This is a genomic window from Comamonas sp. NyZ500 (assembly GCF_016772095.1).
Taxonomy (GTDB): domain Bacteria; phylum Pseudomonadota; class Gammaproteobacteria; order Burkholderiales; family Burkholderiaceae_C; genus Comamonas; species Comamonas thiooxydans.
In genome coordinates this window covers 16,719-33,882 of record NZ_JAEIJE010000026.1, presented here as the reverse complement: position 1 = coordinate 33,882, position 17,164 = coordinate 16,719, and the positions used below count along the sequence as shown (strand labels likewise).

The window sequence follows — 17,164 nt, the reverse complement described above, 5'->3', positions numbered from 1 at the left end:
TCCCTTAGCGCAGGCTCTTGCCGAAGGCGAGCGAGTTACGCAGCGTCTGCGACAGGTTGGCATTGAGCGCACGCTCCATGTACTGCACCTCCTGGGCGATGTTGTAGGTGCTGATGGTCTGCGAGTAGGCAGTGGCCAGCACCTGCTTTGCTGCGCGCGAAATTTCCTCCAGCTCGGGCTTCATCTTGCCCAGCTCGGCGGCCTGGGTAGCGTCGGCAGCGGCGGAGAACTTCGCCATTGCGCCGCGCAGGTCGGTGACGGCACGCTGGATGTAAACCTCGGCGTATTTGGCGGCGATCAGCTCTTGGTAGCGGCCAATCAGCGCGTCGGCCATCGAGGTGTTGTTGAGGGTCGTCGTCACGGCCAGCATCTTGTAGATGGGCAGATCGGTGGCGTTCAGGAAGCCGATGGTGGCCGCCATGTCGTCATGTGCCGAACGGTTGGCGATCTTGTCGGAGATTTTTTCCATCTTCTCCCGCACCATCGTCTTGAAGCTCTTGGTGGTCACTTCGTCCTCGGTCGGACTCAAGCAGCCGTCCGCGCTGGTGGTGTCGCAACGCCAGATCGGCACCGTGATGGTGTCGGAGGTGGTACGCGCACCCACCAGGGCCTCCACCGTGATTTCCTTGCGCAGCAGCGGGATTGGCAGTTGCGGTGTGTCGCCGGTCGGGAAGATCATGCTGCCGATCATCGACATCAGGATCATGCGTTGCTCGTCGGTGATGCCATCGAGCTTCTTGAGCGCCTTCCAAACCACGTTGCCGGTCGGGAGCTGGTCTTTCGCCTCGGGCCTCGCGTTGGCCACCGAGTTCACCGTTTGGTTGGCCCGGCTTTCGCTGTTCATCACGTTCGTCCAAGCGTCGGTGATGTTCTCGAAAATATTGGTGTCCACACCGAAGTTCTTGGCCGCGTTCTGCTTGCCGCGTGTCCAGGTGTCGGGCACGGCCGCATTGACTATCCCCTTGGCCGCCTCGCACGAATCCATGTTCAGACGGTTAGCCGCTTGGGCCGTGGCTTGCAGGGCCTGCATCACGTTGTCGCAGGTCGGGCACAGGTTCTGGATGGCCAGCTTGAAGCCGTAGCCCAGGGCATTCGAGCCGATGTTGCGCAGCATGGCCACGAACTGCTCTTTGTTGATGAACGAGAAGCCGCCTGCAAACAGGTCAATGCCTCCGCACCCAGCGTTCCAGCTCGGCGGCGTCACCGTGGCCAGTTGGTAGGTGCGCTTGGGCATCCGCATGAACAGACTGCCCCCGGTGTAGAGGTTCATCGTCTGGCCTTGCAGCACGGCCGGGTTGCTGACGTTGCCTTGAGCATTCACGGAGTCGAAAAGCTCCTGCATGTTCATGGCGTAGGTAGAGGTGGTGAAAGCAAATGCCGTCACCAGCGCCGTTACTTTTTTCAGTAGCATGGGCAGCTCCTTAGAAGTTATCGCCGGGCTTGGTGCCGGTGAGGACAAAAATTCGATTGACGATTTCGGTCAGGGCCATCATTCCGAAGCCCACGGGTGCGCGGTCGCCGGTCTGCTTCGAGCCGATGAACAGTGCTGGCACGCGCTCAATCCCCCAAGCCGCAGCTTGCGCGCGGCCGTCGCGGGGGTTCGGGAACTCGGGCAGGCCCATGCCATCGACGGAAACCGGCAGCACCTCGATGCCGTACTTGTCGGAAAGCATCTTCAGCGTCGGGGCCATTGCATGGCAGTACGGGCAGTCGCTACGGAAGAAGAAGATCAGCCCGTGTTCCTTGGCCAGCATCTTCAGTTGCTGTTCCTCGTTCTGAATGCGGCCCTCGTCGTAAATCTTGATCGCGGAGTTATTGACCGGCCGCTTTTGCGCGTAGTCGAGGCTCGGGTTTTGCCAAACCACGCGCCGCCAGTTGTCAGCGAAGACAGCTCCCTTGTCCTGCGTCATCTGCCAAAGCTCCAGGTAGTCCTTCATGTTCTGGTCGGTGGGGTTCATCACCGCCACGTCTTCCCGGCGCTTCAGTTCTTGTCGCAGTTGCTCGGCGGTCTTGATGTCCTTCAGCTCGATGCGCTTGGGCTGGTCAGCCTTGCGGCCAGTCTGAGGCCGGGCCGGCGCCGGCGTCGGCTGCACAGGCTGCGGCTTGGCGTCTTCCATGTCGCAGTACCAGTTGGGCTTGTTCGCATCGCACTGCCAAACAGAGGGGTAATCCAGCGATTGCGCATTGGCGTACCCAGACAGCAGGGCCAGCAGGAGAAGGCTTCGCTTCATCATTGGCTTACTCCACGGAAATTGGCGGGGTGCCGTCGAGGCAGTAGTTGAGCTGGGTCTTCAGGATCGCGTCGGTGCGCCCTTGCGGGGTATCCACATCCTTCTTGGTAAACACCATTTCAAGGCGCTTGCAGTCGGCGCGACTGAAAGACTTGATGACCTTGGCAGTCACCAACAGCGGCCCGGTCGAGCGGAATTGGCGAGTGAAGTGCTCGGCCACCTCCCCCTCCATGACGCCGCTGGAGCTGCCGTTGCGGATGGCAGTGGCCAGCACGTCGTGTTGCCGGGTATAGACGGTCGGCCCGGCGAGGCTTTCGCGCGCGAAAGTCGAGCAGGCCAGCAAAATGAGGGCAATAGAGAGAGTTTTCATTGGTCGTAGTAGCTCTGAACTTTTTGGTTGACGGTTTGCTGCACCCGGTTGCTCATGGTCGATGCCGGCACATCCTTGGGCACGATGTCCGCGATGAACTCGGACAGATCAATCCGGGAGAAATCGAGGGCTTGGAGCTGCGCCTGGTTGAAGCCGCCGCAGCTATTCATCGGCATCCCGAGTTGCGCGCGGCCTTGGCGATTGATGATCTTGGCCAGCTTGGAGTTAAAGCAGCAGTGGCGTTCTTTCTTCTCCACGCAGACCTTGAGCACCTTCTTGCTGCAATACGTCTCGATGTGGACGCACAGGTTTTGGCCGCGCTTCATGGCCATGACCTGCTCGGCGGAATCGCAGCTCAACCATTCCTGCACCAGCATGATTGCCACGGACAGGGCGAAGCTGTACGGGTCGAAACCGACGAACTGGAAGCCGTTAGCAAAGGTGAACTCGAAGGTGAAGCCGTAGAACCCGAATTGCGGATTGAAGACGCCATCACCCAAGCCGGATGCCCAGCTATTCATCGCCCCAAGGCCCTTGTCGATCAACGAGCTATCGAGCTGGCCATAGAGCGAGTCGTACATGTACTTTGAACCCAGCACGATGGATTCGCGGCCCGCTTCGCCCGCCGCCTTCATCCCCGCGCCGAGAAGCGCGTAATTGCTGAAGGCAGCGCCGCCACCGGCTGACTTGCAGCAACTCTTGAGCGTGGTGCCGCCCAAGACCTTGATGCTGCATTCCTCCATGTAGCCCTTGAAGATTTCCACCTTGTTCGGGTCGATGCCGTACACGCCGGCCTCGCGGGCGGCCTCCATCATCACGGCCGCTTGGCCAAAGTCCTTGTCGGGTGGTGCGCTGGTATCAAAGCACCCTGCCCCGCCGTTCTGGCAGAAGGCGCTTTGATCGCACACCGTTTTCTCGGTGTAGGTTTCAGGCTTGTCCGGGCAGTTGTATTTCTGCTCGTACATCACGCAGGTGCCGGAATCGTCGCGCTCCACGCATGACGATCCGATCTGCGAGCACCCCTTGTCTCGCAGCGGCTGGCAGTCGTTGACCATGTTCTGGCTGCGGCATTGATAGGTGTCCTGGTACTCCCAGCATTCACGGAAGACAGACAGGCCAGACACGTTGCGCGTCTGGTTGGGCGCGGTGCAGACCGTGCCTGTCTTCTGGCAGTCAGGCGCTGCGAAGGAGCTGAAGCTGGCGACAAAGGCCAATGCGGCAAGAATCTTCTTCATCATCATTGAGCCCTCTGTTCCAGGGGAGCGCACTGGCTGTTGTCCCATTGGTCATAGCAGTTGCGCGGGCACAGTTGGCGCGTCGTGAGCTGGATCGCCCCTTCACCGCCACCCGCAACAATCGTCCGCATGAAGATCGTGTTGGAGCCGTTCTTGAGGTAGGGCTTCACGTCGATGTTCAAGCCGAAGTTCCAGCTCGTCGAAAGCTCCGGGCCGCTGAAGCAGGTGGCGCAGTACTGAACCATGCCGGTGCGGTAGTCGCTGGCCGTGCAATTCCAGCCGCCGCCCACTGCCGTGCAGGATTGGTAGGAGACGGCATTGCCGCCACCGCCGCCGCCCCACCAGCCGCCGCCGCCCGTATCGGAGCACTGCCAGCCACTACCCCAATCGTCCCAAGTCTGCGTGCATGAGCGCGTGCTGGAGGACTCGAAGACCGGAGGCGGTGAATAGATTTCGAGACGGTCGCCGCCACGCGGGCCGACATAGACGAGGTTTCCGTTCACCTTGACCATCAGCCAGTCGTCAAAAGCGGCACGGGTCAGGGCGAAGCGGGTAATCAAGCCTACGTCGCGGATGTCGAAAGTAAGGTTGCGGTCGTACACCGCGCCCCAGCCGCCCCAATAGTTGTCCGCGATGGTGCCGAACTGGAGGATGTAGTTGCCGGCCCCGTCCGGGGTGAAGCTGGTGGCCATGTCGCCGGCCCAGCTATTCGGGACGATGCCGCCTTGGTCGCAGCCGTCGCGCTCGGGATCGCACGCCACCTTGAGCACGCGCTTGCAGGACAGGTTTTCGAGCGTCTGCGTTTCCGTGCAAGTCTCGGTGATGTAGGTCGCCGGGTTCTTCACGCGCTCCACTCGGCATTGCTGCGTCGAAGCGCCGGGGATGCTGCCGGGGTTGTTGATGACGCCCTTGGAGCCGGTCAGGATCGGGTCGGTCTGCTTGTCGATGGTGAACTTCGGCCGCTGCGTCGGGTTCTTGCTCATGAAGTTCACCGCGTCGCATTCCTGCTGCTGGAAGGCATTGGGGGCCTTGTACGTCTCGCACTGAATTTGCTTGTTCGTGCCTGCCCCGCCGATGAGGTTGCGCCCTTCCTGGAAGTTGGCCGTCTCCGGTGCCGTGGTGCTGTAGTACGGCAGCACGTTGGAGCCAGTTGCGCCATTGATCTTGCCCCCCGCCACACCCTTGCCCGTGTTGGCGAAGTCCTTGCCGGCGTTGAAGGCGTCGGCCGGCGTCGTGATGGTTTGTGCGCTGGCTACACCCACAGCGGCCAGCATCGCGGCGATGGAAAGGACGCGCTTCATTGGTTCCCCCTGATCTGGCGAAGGTAGCGAGACGCCACGGCTTCAAATTGCGGAGCGCGGCGCACAATCTCGTCCAGCGCGTAGTCCAGCGAAACGTCACCGGCCACCGCCACAAAGTTGTCAGGGAGGGCGCAGCCCTCGTTGTCCACTTGGTCGATGGTTGCGGCCTTGGCCAGCACCATCGTGGGAACGGCCTTGACCTTGTACTTGGTGAAGGCGTTGGGGTTCACCAGCACGTTGCCGCCCTGTTCTCCCAGCTCCTTGATGGCCAGCGCCGTATCCTTCAGCGAGTTGTTCTTGAAACCGCGCAGCACCACGGAAGCCCCCACCCGGTTGGCTTGGCTGACGATCCGCTTGAGCGATTCGGCCGGCATCGTGAAGCTGGCGAAAATCATCAGGTCATCCATCTTGCGGGCCTGGGCCTTTTGCTCGTATTGCTTGGCCAGCGCCTCGATGTCGATCCCGGCGCGCTCCGGCGTCGGCACGTTGGGGAATACGTTGGCGGCGTTCTTGGTCGCGGGATTGTTCGGATCAAACATCTGCTTGCGCTCACGATCCACGCGGCGCATTTCCCGGTCGATGTCGGCCGAGTTGGGCATAGCGCCCTTCTTAGCCTTCGAGGCGGGGTTGTTCGGATCAAACATCTGCTTGCGTTCAAGCTCGATGCGTTGGCGTTCTTGGTCGAGCTGGGATGCGGTCGGCGTGCTCTGCGCCACGCTTTCGCGGGCGAAAGCGGCCAGCAGCATCAGCCCGATGACAGTTTTCTTGTTCATCAGAATCCCACTCCCAGGCAGCAGTTTTTCTTTCGGAAAATCATGTAGGCGAAGTCTTCGCCGGCATACGGGTAGCTCTTGCCAGCTCCCCAAATCGCGGTCGTGCGGCCATAGGGTTGGCAGCAGCGCCCGTTGATCTTTTCCGTCTGCGGGATCGGGTAGAGCATCTGGTACTTGTATTGGGTCTTGTCCATCACCGGCTCGGGATAGATGCCACACAAGCCATCAGCGCCAGAGGTGCCCCACATCAGGAATTCGCGGTGCAGCTTGGCCGTCATGCGCTGCACCAGCAGCGAGCTGGCTTGAACGTGCGAGACGTGGGCCTGCACATGGCCATTGAAGGGGTAGATCGAACCCTGGCAGCCGGCGCACCAGAAAAGCGCGTTACTGCCAAAGCCGGCCGATGACAGCACGCAGTCACCGGCACACGCGGCTTGGGCGATGGGGTTGCCGAACAGGAAGGTTTCCGGGTTCAGCAACATGGTCAGCTCGTCGTCGTTCCAAGTCGGATCGACTTCGGTGATGTAGGCCACGTCAAAGGAACCCGTTTCCAGACACGGGTTGTCCAGGATCACCTCCAGCCAATACAGGATCGGATCGGCGTACCAATGAACCTGATAGTTGGACTGCTTGGTGTTGTCTTGCTGCAAACGGATCTCGCCTTCCGGGGCGCGGATACCGGGATCGAGCTTGATGCCGCCAAGCGAGACAAAGCAGTACGGGGTGCGGGTCACATCCACGCGCCGCGCCGGCTCCCAAAAGCCGGTCTTGATGCCGATGCGCAGGGGGTTGGTGCAGGTGCAGAGGAAGCCGTCAGGGTTGCCGGTATCCTCCTGGCCCATCGTCATGATCGGCGTGCCGCCTAGCGTCAGCGGAAACAGGCAGCTCCAGCAAATATCGGTGATGGGGTTGGCAAACTTGCCCTGGCACACGCCGGCCATACTTTCGCGCGCGAAAGTCGCCGCGAGCACCATGAAAGCAATTACAAGCCAGCGTTTCATTGCAGCTCCTTCGCGGGAATCTCATCGAGCACAAGCATCTTTCCCTGCTGACGAATCACAGCCGGCACGGCCGTGATGCCGAACCGTTTGGAAAGGGTGCCCTTCTGGTCGTAGAAAACTTGGGTCTTCCAGGCTTTTGTGAGGTCGAGCCAAGACCCAGCAACGAGAATCGGCTTCACCTTGAGCTGGCCGCCCTTGGCCACCAAGCGCCCCACTGCTTCGCGCTGCTCGGGGTCGCGGCCGTCGAAGAAAACCAGCGTCTTCGTCAGTCCGGTCATGTCCAGCGGGTTGATCTTCGTGCCGGCCGGCACCACGATGCGGCCGTCGTCGGTCGTTACCGGCTTGGTGTAGGTCACGGTGGGGTCGATGAAACGCTGTGCGCGGGCGCGCACGGTGGTGATGCCATCCACCGGCTTCATGTTCTTGATGCTGCCCATCGAGCGGCGGATGGCTTCTTCCTGCAACCGCTTCAGCTCGCCGCTGCGCTCCTTTTCGCGCAGCTTCTTCATAATCATGTCGAGCGCGCTTTCCTCCCCAATCGGGTAGGTCGGCCCGATGCTGCCCAAGCTCGCGGCGTTCGCGGTGGGCAGGATCGAGGCGATCAACAGGGCTGCGATCAGCTTAGAAAATTTCATAGGCCCTCCCGATGACTTCGGCCTGCTTCACGTTGCCGGTCAGCGCATAGCGCGAGTCCAGGCTGTTCGGGTTGGGCGTCGAAACGAAATACTCCCCTGCCCCGATAACCCCATCCTGCGCGGGCTGGAGAGGCACGCCAGCCTTCGAGAAGGGCTTGGCGGTGCCGATGTATTGGTCATTCACCCAAAACGCGCTGCCGGCCCGTTTAACCGTGTCGCCAGCCACACCGGCCACGCGCTTGATGAAGGTGGTGCCAGCGGGATAGGTCGCCCCGCCATGCCAGCGGTAGGCGATCAGCTCGCCCTTCTTCACCTCCCCACCCTTGTGGATCACGTAGAGGGTGCCGGGCAGGCTGTTGGTCAGGTTGAAGGTGTAATCCAGCCAAGGGGTAGTGGCGGCGGCCAGCGCACCCACGGCGAACACACCCGCGCAAACCGTCCAGTAGATGCGCTTCGCCTTCATCACTTCATCCTCGCCCGGACTTGATCCGTGTAGTCGATGGTCACGCCGCCCAGCAGCGCCGCCTTGTTGACGATCACGCAGTTGCACTCTTGCCCCAGCGCATCCACGGTCGCGGACAGCTTCTTGGCAAAGTCGATGGTCAGCTTCTGCGCCACGGCGCGCTGCTCGTCCGTCACGTCGCCGCCCTTGCCGATCACGTCCAGGGTGCGCTTCTGGTCTTCCTCCACCAGCACCTGCAAATCCACGGTCGCCACGCGCGCCGGCATGTTGCGGTTGATGACGTAGGCCACTGGCGCGAGCGCCACCAGAGTGAGCAAGGTGGACAGCACGGCCGGGATCACGTAACGCATCCGGTCGGCGGCCGGCGCTGCGGCCTCGGTCGGCGCTGGCGTCTCGGGGGTTGGGTTGGTGGTCGGTTCAGTAGTCATCTTTCCTCCGGCGCGGGGACAGTTGTTCTTGAGGGGTACGGCGGGCCAGCATGATTTCCAGGGCTTCCATCGTGGAATGGCCCTGCTCCAGCAGCGCGTTGCATTCGTTGAAGTCCTGCGCGTTGGTCGAAGCCATCAGCAGGGAGAACGGATCGGGGATGTGACGCACCACAGAATCGCCGTTAGGCGAGGAAATGAGCATTTCGCTGAAGCGGCCGCGCTCGGTACGCAACGACAGCAGCATCCGCTTCACGGCCGGCGAGAAATTCACCATGCCGTCCTCGATCAGCTTTTCCAGGTTCTTGCGGTCTTGGCGCAGCAGAATCTTCCAGTCGGCGTTGTTGTAGGCCGCCTGGGCCGCATCGTTCTTGTAAGCGTCCTCGATGCCCTGCGTACCCACGCAGAAAATTCCGTTGTACTTCCGGGCGCGGCGGTAGCCTTCCTCGATGAACTCGGCGGTTTCCTTGTCGGCCCCCAGGAGCTGCCACGCCTCATCGACCAGACACAGCTTCTTGCGGTCGCGGGTCAGGTACATGTCGTGGGCAATGCGCGAGGTCAGCACGAACAGCACCACGCGGCGCAGCTCGGGCGCGTTCTTCAGTTCTTCCAGCTCCAGACCCACCATGTCAGCATCCAGGCTGATGTTGGCGCGGCCATTGAAAAAGTCGCCATAGACGCCATCCTTGGTGAACGGCGCGAGCTGCTTGGCCAGCTCGTAGGCCACGCGCTCGGTGCTGCCCGACTCGTTCTTGATGTTGCTCAACAGATAGTCGCGGATGCGGGTCGGGTTGGTGTCCTGGCCGTAGTCCTGCCAGACAGCGGTAATCGCCTCCCCGATCAGCGCGTACTGGAATTCCGTCAGTGGCGCATTGGGTGACGCCATGCGGCCGATCATCGGCTTGAGCATCCGCATTTCGGCCTTGAAATCCAGCTCGTCGTCAGTGCCCACCCATGTGAACGGGTTGATGCACAGCTTGGTGCTCGGCGTGAATTCGAGGAAGGTGCCCTTTTGGAGCCGGATCAGGTTCTGATAGCTGCGGCCCACGTCGATCACCCACACCCGCGCACCGATGCCGCGATAGGCCGAAACGACTTCGTTCATGGTCACGGACTTGCCCGAACCGGACACACCCGCCACGAACACGTTGTAGTTGCCCTGCTGGTTGCTGTAGAAGTCGAGGAAAGTAGGCGTGCCACGGCGGCCGAAGAACATCATCACCGGGTCGCCTGCGCCCTTCCATTCGCCAATCACCGGAGCCATGTCCACGGCGTTCACCGTGGTCTTGGAAGTGATGAGGCGCAGCTTCTGCAAGTCGTCGCGCACCGTCTCGGTGAGCGTCATCGGCAGGCTGGAATACAGGGCCGTCAGTTGCAGCAGTTGCAGCGGGCAGATCGTGAAGCGTTCGCTGCGCCACACGTTCAGGGCCACTTGGCTGGCCCGATTGATGACTCGCTTGGGCGCGAACAGCAGCAACGTGTGGTACAGCTCGCACATGCTGCCGCCGTTGTTGAGCTGGTGCAGCACGATGTCCCAATCATTCGCCTGGGCCTGAAGCTCGGGCTGGAATTCGGCCATCTTGGACTTGGCGTTTTGCTTGGTGCGCGCCGCCTTGATCTGAGCCTTGCCGTCCACCACGTTGGGGTCAAGCGTGAAGACGCCACCGCACACCAGGAACGGGCACGGGTATTGAAGGCCGTCATCGAAAAACGAACCGATGATGTTGGCCATCTCCCACAGCTCTTTCTTCTGCGGGTACTGAAGCACGCCGAAGCCACGCACGGCAATGCGCTTGTCTTCGTCGCCCTGCTTCTCGGGCGGCAGGCCAAACAGCAGCTCGTTGGCCTTCACGCGCACATGCTGGCCAAAGGCGGTGACTTGGTTCTTGATGGATTTCCCGTCGTCGTAGCGCAGGTCGGGGAACGGCTCCTTGCTGAACATGCTTTCGGGGTTGAGGATCGGCCACAGGAAGCTAATCAGCCCGTCAGCATCGAGGGGAAAGGACGGCAGGCTTGCCGTGCGCAGTGAGGCGCGCACTGTCTCGCGCAGCTCGTACATTTCCTCCACCAGCTTGGCGTCACGGAAAGAGCCGGCTTTTGTGATGGAGAACAACAGCCGGATGTTCTTCACCACGTAGTTGTCATTGGGCCAAAGCGGCTTGCCCTTGGCCTTGTAGATGTACTCCACGCGGCGCTTGGCCAGCTCCTGGAAGAACGGGGTCGTCTTGCCGTTGTCCACCGCGATATGGCGTTGATCCATGTACGCCTGAAACTGGTCATCCAGCACCGGGCTACCGAACAGGCACCACTGAATCCCGTAGTGCGGCGGCACCGGGGTAAAGAGCGTATTGAGGCGGCTTGCCATGTCGTCGTCCGCGCCCGTTTGGGCGATGACTTCAAAGCAGAAGGCCACCGAGTTGTCGTTGTAGAAAAGGCCCGTGTCGGGGTCGTATTGGTCGTACTTGAGGATGCTGTGAAGACCGTAGAGGCTCGTCACCTCGTTGGCGGCCGCCACAGGGGCCGGTTGGCTCCCGACATCCGAGGTGTTACCCAGCACGGTTTCGTCCCAAAACCGGGCGGCAGCACCCTTTAGCTTGTCCATCATGCTGTCTTGCATTGAATGTTCTCCATGTTGGCCGCCCGGCCAGCGTTGTTTATTCGCTGTCCGGGATGACGTTGCCGGGGCGCATGATTCCGTTCAGCAGCTCGGTGGCTTGCTCGTTGCTCATGCGGTCTTGACGGACGCCGATAGACTCCATCCCGTTGTCAGCGGGAGGCGTCGGCTGCTGCCCCAGCACGCCAGGGCTTTGCCGTTGCTGGCCAGCGCCGGCCGCTTGCGGCTGCGCAGCCTGGGCCGTCACATTCGACGGGGCGCGCACCGGCCGGTAGTTGTCCTGGATGCGGCGGCGGTTGTGCTCGATCAGCCAGCGGCCGGAATCGACCGGCAGGTACACGTAGGACTGGTCATGCAGATCGCCATCGGTGTCTTCCCACGGCGCGAACCAGACCCGAAGCAGGCGCGGGGCGCTGCGGATCGGCGTGCCCGAGTAGATGGGCTTGGTCATCACGTTGCTGCCGGCTTTCGCCTGCGAAAGTTCCACCGGAGCCTCGCCGCGCGCATTCACGCGCTGGCCCGGCAGGTTCTTCGCCTGGGCATTGGCGTAGATGCCGCTCATCGACTCGCACAAGATGCCGTCCGGGGCCTTGCACGCGAATTCGGATTTCGCATCAAAGCCGGACATGCTGCTGCAACCGGATAGGGCCACCACGGCCCCGATGCCAAAGGTCAAGGCCAGTGCCTTCATTTGCTTCCCTCCCATGCGTGCGCGGCACTGCCGCTGAAACCGACTCCCTTGCAGCAAGCGCCGCAGTCGCGGCCAGCCAGCGAACCGCAGCCCGTCAGGGCCAGGGCCAGCGCGCCGGCACCAAACATCAAGGCCGTGCGCTTCATTGGGTTGCCTCCTGCGTGGCGGCCGGCGCGGCAGGCTTGCCGGCGTTCAGCCATTGGTCGATCTTCTCGGCCGGTGCGGAGCCAGGCAGGACGCGGCCATCGGCGGCAATCAGGGTCGGAGTGCCCACCACGCCCAGCTTGGAACCCAGCACCAAGTTGTCGTTGACGGGGTTGTTGCAGGCCACCAGCTTGGGCTTCTTGCCGGCCAGCATCAGCTCGCTCCAGGCTTTGGCCTTGTTCGGCGCGCACCACACGCTGACAGCCTTGGTCTTGGCTTCCGGGTGCAGCGATTCGAGCGGGTACAGGAAGGTGTAGATGGTCACGTTGTCCAGGCGGGCCAGCTCGCCCTCCAACTGCTTGCAGTAGGGGCAGTCCGGGTCGCTGAACACAGCCAAGATGCGGCTGCCGTCGCCCTTGACCGTCTTGATTGCTTGGCCAAGTTGCTGCGCCGGGAACTCGGTTTTCTTGCTATCGAGTTTGCGCTGGGCAGTCAGATCGACTTGCTGCTGCATGTCGAACAGGTGCCCGAAAATGAAGTAGCGGCCCGACTCGTCGGTGTAGGCGATGTTCTCGCCCATCACCACCTCATACAGCCCGGAGACTTGCGACTTGCGAATCTCTTTGAAGGTCGTCTTCGGGTACATGGTCTTGAACTTCTCGACCACGGAAGCGGGTGCTTCATCCTGGGCAAATGCGGGAACAGCCAGCGCAGCAGCCAGCGCGAGGGTCAACACTCGTTTAATCATCTTCGTATCTCCTGGAGTTGGTGCCGGTGCGCTTCAGGAGGCCCCGGTAATCGTCCTTGGCGAGCGCCTTGCCGGAATAAACAGCGCCCTTGGTGATGAGGATTTCGACGGTACGGCCGCCATCGGTTTCGATGACGGGGTACAGCTTGTCCGCCGCCTTGAGGTAGTACTGAGCGAGCTGCTGGCCCGCGCTGCCTACCCCCCCACCGATAGCGGCTTGCCCGATCTTGTCCGGGTCGATGGTTTGCGTGATGCCGCCGCCGCCCGTGCTGGTGATGGTTGCGGAGGACTGGAAGGCTTTGCCGATACCACTGAGCGCGCCGGCAAACAGGGCATTGGCGAGCAACTGGCCCTGCTTGGTGACGAGACGCCCCCGCACGCCGGCCTTGCCGTCTTCCCCGATCACTTGGCCCTTGATCGCCATTTCAACGGCCTCGCCGTTGATGACGCAGGCCAGCGTCTCTGTACGGCCCATCATCCGTTCGGAGGACAGGTCGCCCCAGGTGGCGGCAACGATGCGGCAATCCTTGATGTCCAGCTTGTGCTTGTTGGCCAAATTGGCGACATCGAGCACATGGAAGGCCACCGGCAGCGGGTTCGATTGGGCTTGCCCGCCTGTCGGTGCATCCACGCCGTTGAGCATGGCCACGCGCACAAAGGAGCCAGCCGGCAGGAACTCGATGGTCTGCTTCTTGCCGTCTGCACCGCCGGAGGTGGTGCCGTACTTCTTGGCTTTCTCGTCGGTTGGGAAGCCCAGCACCTCGGTGATGCCACCAGCGCCGCCAACGGCCGCACCCGCTGCACCCTTGCCCTCGGCGTTGTTGAAGGTGATGATTTCCACCTCGCGCCGCGCCGGCACATCCACCTGATTGAGCGGCTGATTCAGGGCGGTGGCCCCGGCCTTGCCGTTCGGTGACTGGAGAACACGCTGGCCCGGCCCGGTGCCATTGCCAATGGGCAAAGGCTTGTCCAGAACGGAAGCATCCGGCTTCGCAGCCGTGGTGGTGCCAGCGGAACCGGCAGCGGCCTTGTTGGCCTTCAGTTCCTCCAGCGCCTGCGCGAGCTTCTTGTTCTGTTCCTCCTGCGCCTTGAGCTGGGTCTTAACCTCCCCGATCAGGGCTTCGTTGGACTTCTCCTTGGCCGCCTGCTGCGCGCGCCACGCATCCTTGTCATCTACCGTTCCCGGTGCGGTGATGCTTACGGTTTTGGGCTTTTCGCGGTGCTGCGCTGGGCCGCTGTCGAACAGGAACATGCCGGCCCCGGCCAGACCGAGAATGCCGGTCACGGCCCCGCCGATGAGCATCATCTGGCGTTTCTTGGTTTGTGCGTTCGGTTCACTCATTGTCTTTGCGCTCCCGAACGATGTAGATGTCCGTCCCGTCGCCCTGCATCAGCGTGTGGTGCTCCACGGCAATGGCGCGCACGCCACGGCGGTAAAGCTCCTGCTCGACCAGCAGCATTTCGGAGGGGGAAACATTGGTCAGGCGGTATTTCTCGCCCACCACTTCGCCATCCATGTACTTGGCCACCAGGATCAAGCGCCCCTCTTTCCACAAAGGCACTTCCTTGTTCACCGGGATGGTTTCAACGCTGTCCTTCAGCTCGTCGTCGGCCATCACCAGCATCAAGTCCTTGATGCGGCGCTGGTAGGAGACGGTGCGGCCATCAGCGGCTGCGCGGCTCGAAGGCGTGGCCTTCTCGCTCGGCGGCCGGATGATGATTTCCTCGCCGGCCACCGGACGCGGAACGAGGATCAGCTTGTAGGTGACGCCCTTCTCGTCGGACACGAAAACTGTGACCGTGCCCTGGTTGGGCGACTCGCTGGCCAGCGTGAAGTAGTAAGCCCCCAGGGCCTCGTCCTTCTGGCCTGCCAGCACGCCCTTCACGCTGGGCACCACATTGGCAATGCGGCGCCCGTCGATTGCGAGACGGTTGGTTTCGTTGACCGAGATATTGACTTGAACGTGGCCCCGGTCAGCGTTCTCAACGACTTGCGTTGCGCCTGCTTCAGTTGCCAGCAGGCTTGTTAGCAGAAGGATCGCGCTTAACGATTTCTTCGATCTTGGAAACATAGAGACGCCCCGAGGTAGTGATGGTGAATTCAACGAGATAGTCCTTCTCGCGTTCGGAAGTGAGCTTGTCGGCAATAAAGGTCTTGAGTTTTCCGCTGACCTTCACGCGCTTGTCCTGCTCGCTGACTTCCTCTTTGCGAGGAACCCAAATGGTGGTGACTCGCTCCTGTTTGAGCCGCATTGCGGCCGCATCCAGCGCGGTCTTCAACCCGGCGTAGCCGTCCGGGTCGGCCATCTTGAGAATCACCTTGTTGTTGTAATCAACCGTCTCCGGCGTGACGGTCAACACCGTGCCCAGGACATAACCAGCCATATCCAGCAGGTAGTCCTTATTGGCGTAGTTCGATCCAATCTCGTAGGGCCGCTTAACTTCAGGCGGCACGATCTTGGTTGTGTCGCGCACGACTACGAAGCCCAGCAGCAGCACCCCGAAAAACAGGGTGCCCAGCAGGCCCGCGTTCATCGCGCGGTGAAAGCGGACTTGCGTTTTCAGCGCGTCCCGCTCGTTGTTTGCTTTATCTGGTGCCATTGCTCGTGTAGCCCCTTATCCATTGAGTTCTCGAATGTGGCTACCCGGCAGTTCTTTCGGCTCGGGAAACCCGGTGAACCAGTACAGGAGGTGGGTGGCCATGCCCGGATGCTTCCCAGCCTTCAGCTTCCCGTAGAAAAAGGCGGCTCCAATACCAAGGAACAGCCCAATCACCGGGAAGCCGGAGCCAATGCCAACCAACACGCCCATGAGTCCGATCATGGCAACGTCCATTTCCCAAAAGAGGAACTTGGCTCCGTCGTCCAGTCGGCGCGGGATGTAGTGAGAGAGATCCGTTTTTTCGGACATGGCCACCTCCTGCGCTTAGATGACGGCCGTGAAACTGGCGTTGACGATGCCGACGATCACGCCGATACCCATCGACAGCACCACCGCGCCGAAGAACCAGCTCCAGTCCTTCTTGACGGCGGCGACGACGGAACCCACGCCGATGGCGATCAGGGCGGCCAGCTTGCCCAGGTTGCCCTTCACCCAGCCGTCCCACTTGGTTACGGCGGCGTCGAACTCCGTGCCGTCACTGGCGTATGCGCCGGAAGCCAGCATCATCAGACCCAGGATCAGGCCGACGAGCATCAGGGCCTTGAACCACTGGCCCGCTTCCTTGCGAACATCGACTGCTTGAATTGCTGCGTTCATCTTCAATAACTCCTACGTAGAAAGTTGGTTGGAACCCCTGCATTTCCCCGTGTGGGGCCTTGCGCCAGGGGGATGCGCAAAGACGGAAAGCCCATCACTTCGGTTTGGTGACAGGCTTGCATTCGTACTGAATCGCGGGCTTCTTCCGCTTCTTCTTCAGTGGCTTTTTCTTGGCCGGAACTTTCGCGTGCGAAAGTTCTTCGGGCGGCTGGATGGATTGAGGCGCAGGCATGACCGGCTCTTGAACAGGAGGCGGCGGCGGAGGCGGGACGTACAGGTGCTTGATGGAGCGTTCCGGGCAGTCTTCCCCGTCGCAGAACACAAACTTGGTGTCGCGGGGGACGCCGAACTGCACCACGTCGGAAAGACGATCCAGGGGGTTGGGCTGGTTCAGTGACTGCGCATTGGCAGCAGTGACGCCAGCAGCAGCCAGCGCAAAGACGATAGAAATGCGAAACGGTTTGGCTGGCAACGCCATATCAATCCCCTTGGAAACTGGCCACTTGGGCCGGTGAAGTTGAAATTTGGTGGGCTTGCTGTCTGCGGTAGCCCTCGTAGAACCGCTGCACGTCGCGGACGTACTCGACCTGGGCGCTCACATTGGTTGATGCCGGGCCGGCGTAGTAGCAGCCCACGGACTTCCAGGTAGCGCCGAAACGCTGGATGCAGTCGGCCAGAACCCAGGCCCCCACCTTCTGCGAGGTGCAAGCGTCGAACAGGTGTTCACGGCGGATGCCGAAGCGAGCGAGGTTCGGCAGGTGGATCGTGTTGATCTGCATGAGGCCCAGCGCGCGGTTGCCGTCTTTCAGCTTCGGGCCGACTGCCCCCGTCCACCCGCGCGATTCCTTCCAGGCAATCGCCTTCAACAGCAGGGGGTCGATCCCGTAGCCGCGCCCAGCCTCATCCCAGCACGTTGCAGAAGCAGCAAGCGGCAGCATCAGCGATGCCGCCGCGATCAGTGCGCGTGCAGAGAAGTACATAGAGGCGTTTCCCATTGCGTTATTGTAGCAGTCAACTTGCTTTCACGGTGAAAGCACGATAACAGAAAAAACCTAGAGCGACAAGGCATCTAGCCTAGGTTTGTCATCTTGGGATGCGGTCTTGCGGCACCCATCCGACAGCCCCGCTTTACCCGCCGAATTCCGCTTGCCAAAGGCATGAAAAGCCCCCGACAGCGGGGCAAATGATACCATGCAGCAGAAAAATAACTTCTGGTCAGCGGAAGCGAAAGGTTAGACGGCACGTATAATGCCGTCCCCCGAACGGTGCAGATCA

At 61.4% G+C, this 17,164-nt stretch carries 21 protein-coding genes; all 21 read right to left on the bottom strand.

Annotation, left to right across the window (positions count from 1 at the left end):
* Window positions 1–4 precede the first annotated feature (4 nt).
* Window positions 5–1,411, bottom strand: a complete 1,407-nt coding sequence (locus tag JAO85_RS23440; protein ID WP_017510489.1) for a conjugal transfer protein TraH — start codon at window positions 1,409–1,411, stop codon at window positions 5–7.
* A gap of 10 nt (window positions 1,412–1,421) precedes the next feature.
* Entirely contained in the window at window positions 1,422–2,234 is an 813-nt protein-coding gene (locus tag JAO85_RS23435) for a conjugal transfer protein TraF (protein WP_017510490.1), read from the bottom strand.
* A 4-nt stretch (window positions 2,235–2,238) separates the two neighbouring features.
* Window positions 2,239–2,601 (bottom strand): hypothetical protein, encoded by a 363-nt coding sequence (locus JAO85_RS23430; protein WP_188382267.1) that lies wholly within the window; start codon window positions 2,599–2,601, stop codon window positions 2,239–2,241.
* Entirely contained in the window at window positions 2,598–3,842 is a 1,245-nt protein-coding gene (locus JAO85_RS23425) for a conjugal transfer protein TraN (RefSeq protein WP_017510492.1), read from the bottom strand. The genes JAO85_RS23430 and JAO85_RS23425 overlap by 4 nt, the downstream gene beginning before the upstream one ends.
* Complete coding sequence (locus tag JAO85_RS23420; protein ID WP_017510493.1) at window positions 3,839–5,137, bottom strand: hypothetical protein; 1,299 nt, start codon at window positions 5,135–5,137, stop codon at window positions 3,839–3,841. The genes JAO85_RS23425 and JAO85_RS23420 overlap by 4 nt, the downstream gene beginning before the upstream one ends.
* Entirely contained in the window at window positions 5,134–5,910 is a 777-nt protein-coding gene (trbC, locus tag JAO85_RS23415) for a type-F conjugative transfer system pilin assembly protein TrbC (protein ID WP_009242094.1), read from the bottom strand. Before trbC ends, JAO85_RS23420 begins: the two co-directional genes overlap by 4 nt.
* Window positions 5,910–6,911 (bottom strand): conjugal transfer pilus assembly protein TraU, encoded by a 1,002-nt coding sequence (gene traU, locus JAO85_RS23410; protein WP_017510495.1) that lies wholly within the window; start codon window positions 6,909–6,911, stop codon window positions 5,910–5,912. The genes trbC and traU overlap by 1 nt, the downstream gene beginning before the upstream one ends.
* Window positions 6,908–7,546: a type-F conjugative transfer system protein TraW gene (traW, locus tag JAO85_RS23405; protein WP_017510496.1), complete on the bottom strand. Its 639-nt coding sequence runs from the start codon at window positions 7,544–7,546 to the stop codon at window positions 6,908–6,910. The genes traU and traW overlap by 4 nt, the downstream gene beginning before the upstream one ends.
* Window positions 7,533–8,009 carry a S26 family signal peptidase gene (locus JAO85_RS23400; protein WP_017510497.1) on the bottom strand — a complete coding sequence of 159 codons (477 nt, stop codon included), beginning with the start codon at window positions 8,007–8,009 and terminating at the stop codon, window positions 7,533–7,535. The genes traW and JAO85_RS23400 overlap by 14 nt, the downstream gene beginning before the upstream one ends.
* Window positions 8,009–8,437 (bottom strand): hypothetical protein, encoded by a 429-nt coding sequence (locus JAO85_RS23395; RefSeq protein WP_017510498.1) that lies wholly within the window; start codon window positions 8,435–8,437, stop codon window positions 8,009–8,011. The genes JAO85_RS23400 and JAO85_RS23395 overlap by 1 nt, the downstream gene beginning before the upstream one ends.
* Window positions 8,427–11,051: a type IV secretion system protein TraC gene (gene traC / locus JAO85_RS23390; RefSeq protein WP_013723313.1), complete on the bottom strand. Its 2,625-nt coding sequence runs from the start codon at window positions 11,049–11,051 to the stop codon at window positions 8,427–8,429. The genes JAO85_RS23395 and traC overlap by 11 nt, the downstream gene beginning before the upstream one ends.
* A gap of 37 nt (window positions 11,052–11,088) precedes the next feature.
* A complete protein-coding gene (traV, locus tag JAO85_RS23385) occupies window positions 11,089–11,739 on the bottom strand; it encodes a type IV conjugative transfer system lipoprotein TraV (protein WP_017510499.1) in 651 nt (216 codons plus the stop codon).
* Entirely contained in the window at window positions 11,736–11,885 is a 150-nt protein-coding gene (locus JAO85_RS23380) for a hypothetical protein (protein WP_009242087.1), read from the bottom strand. Before JAO85_RS23380 ends, traV begins: the two co-directional genes overlap by 4 nt.
* Window positions 11,882–12,631, bottom strand: coding sequence for a DsbC family protein (locus JAO85_RS23375; RefSeq protein WP_027477943.1), 750 nt, complete (start codon window positions 12,629–12,631; stop codon window positions 11,882–11,884). The genes JAO85_RS23380 and JAO85_RS23375 overlap by 4 nt, the downstream gene beginning before the upstream one ends.
* Window positions 12,624–13,973 (bottom strand): TrbI/VirB10 family protein, encoded by a 1,350-nt coding sequence (locus JAO85_RS23370; protein WP_017510501.1) that lies wholly within the window; start codon window positions 13,971–13,973, stop codon window positions 12,624–12,626. Before JAO85_RS23370 ends, JAO85_RS23375 begins: the two co-directional genes overlap by 8 nt.
* Complete coding sequence (locus tag JAO85_RS23365; RefSeq protein WP_038314810.1) at window positions 13,966–14,703, bottom strand: type-F conjugative transfer system secretin TraK; 738 nt, start codon at window positions 14,701–14,703, stop codon at window positions 13,966–13,968. Before JAO85_RS23365 ends, JAO85_RS23370 begins: the two co-directional genes overlap by 8 nt.
* Complete coding sequence (locus tag JAO85_RS23360) at window positions 14,639–15,232, bottom strand: type IV conjugative transfer system protein TraE (protein ID WP_017510503.1); 594 nt, start codon at window positions 15,230–15,232, stop codon at window positions 14,639–14,641. The genes JAO85_RS23365 and JAO85_RS23360 overlap by 65 nt, the downstream gene beginning before the upstream one ends.
* A 15-nt stretch (window positions 15,233–15,247) precedes the next feature.
* Window positions 15,248–15,541, bottom strand: coding sequence for a type IV conjugative transfer system protein TraL (gene traL, locus JAO85_RS23355; RefSeq protein ID WP_009242082.1), 294 nt, complete (start codon window positions 15,539–15,541; stop codon window positions 15,248–15,250).
* Between the two features lie 15 nt (window positions 15,542–15,556).
* Window positions 15,557–15,889 (bottom strand): TrbC/VirB2 family protein, encoded by a 333-nt coding sequence (locus JAO85_RS23350; protein ID WP_017510504.1) that lies wholly within the window; start codon window positions 15,887–15,889, stop codon window positions 15,557–15,559.
* Between the two features lie 94 nt (window positions 15,890–15,983).
* Complete coding sequence (locus tag JAO85_RS23345) at window positions 15,984–16,367, bottom strand: hypothetical protein (RefSeq protein WP_017510505.1); 384 nt, start codon at window positions 16,365–16,367, stop codon at window positions 15,984–15,986.
* Window position 16,368: 1 nt separating this feature from the next.
* Window positions 16,369–16,869 carry a lytic transglycosylase domain-containing protein gene (locus JAO85_RS23340; protein ID WP_009242079.1) on the bottom strand — a complete coding sequence of 167 codons (501 nt, stop codon included), beginning with the start codon at window positions 16,867–16,869 and terminating at the stop codon, window positions 16,369–16,371.
* Window positions 16,870–17,164 lie beyond the last annotated feature (295 nt).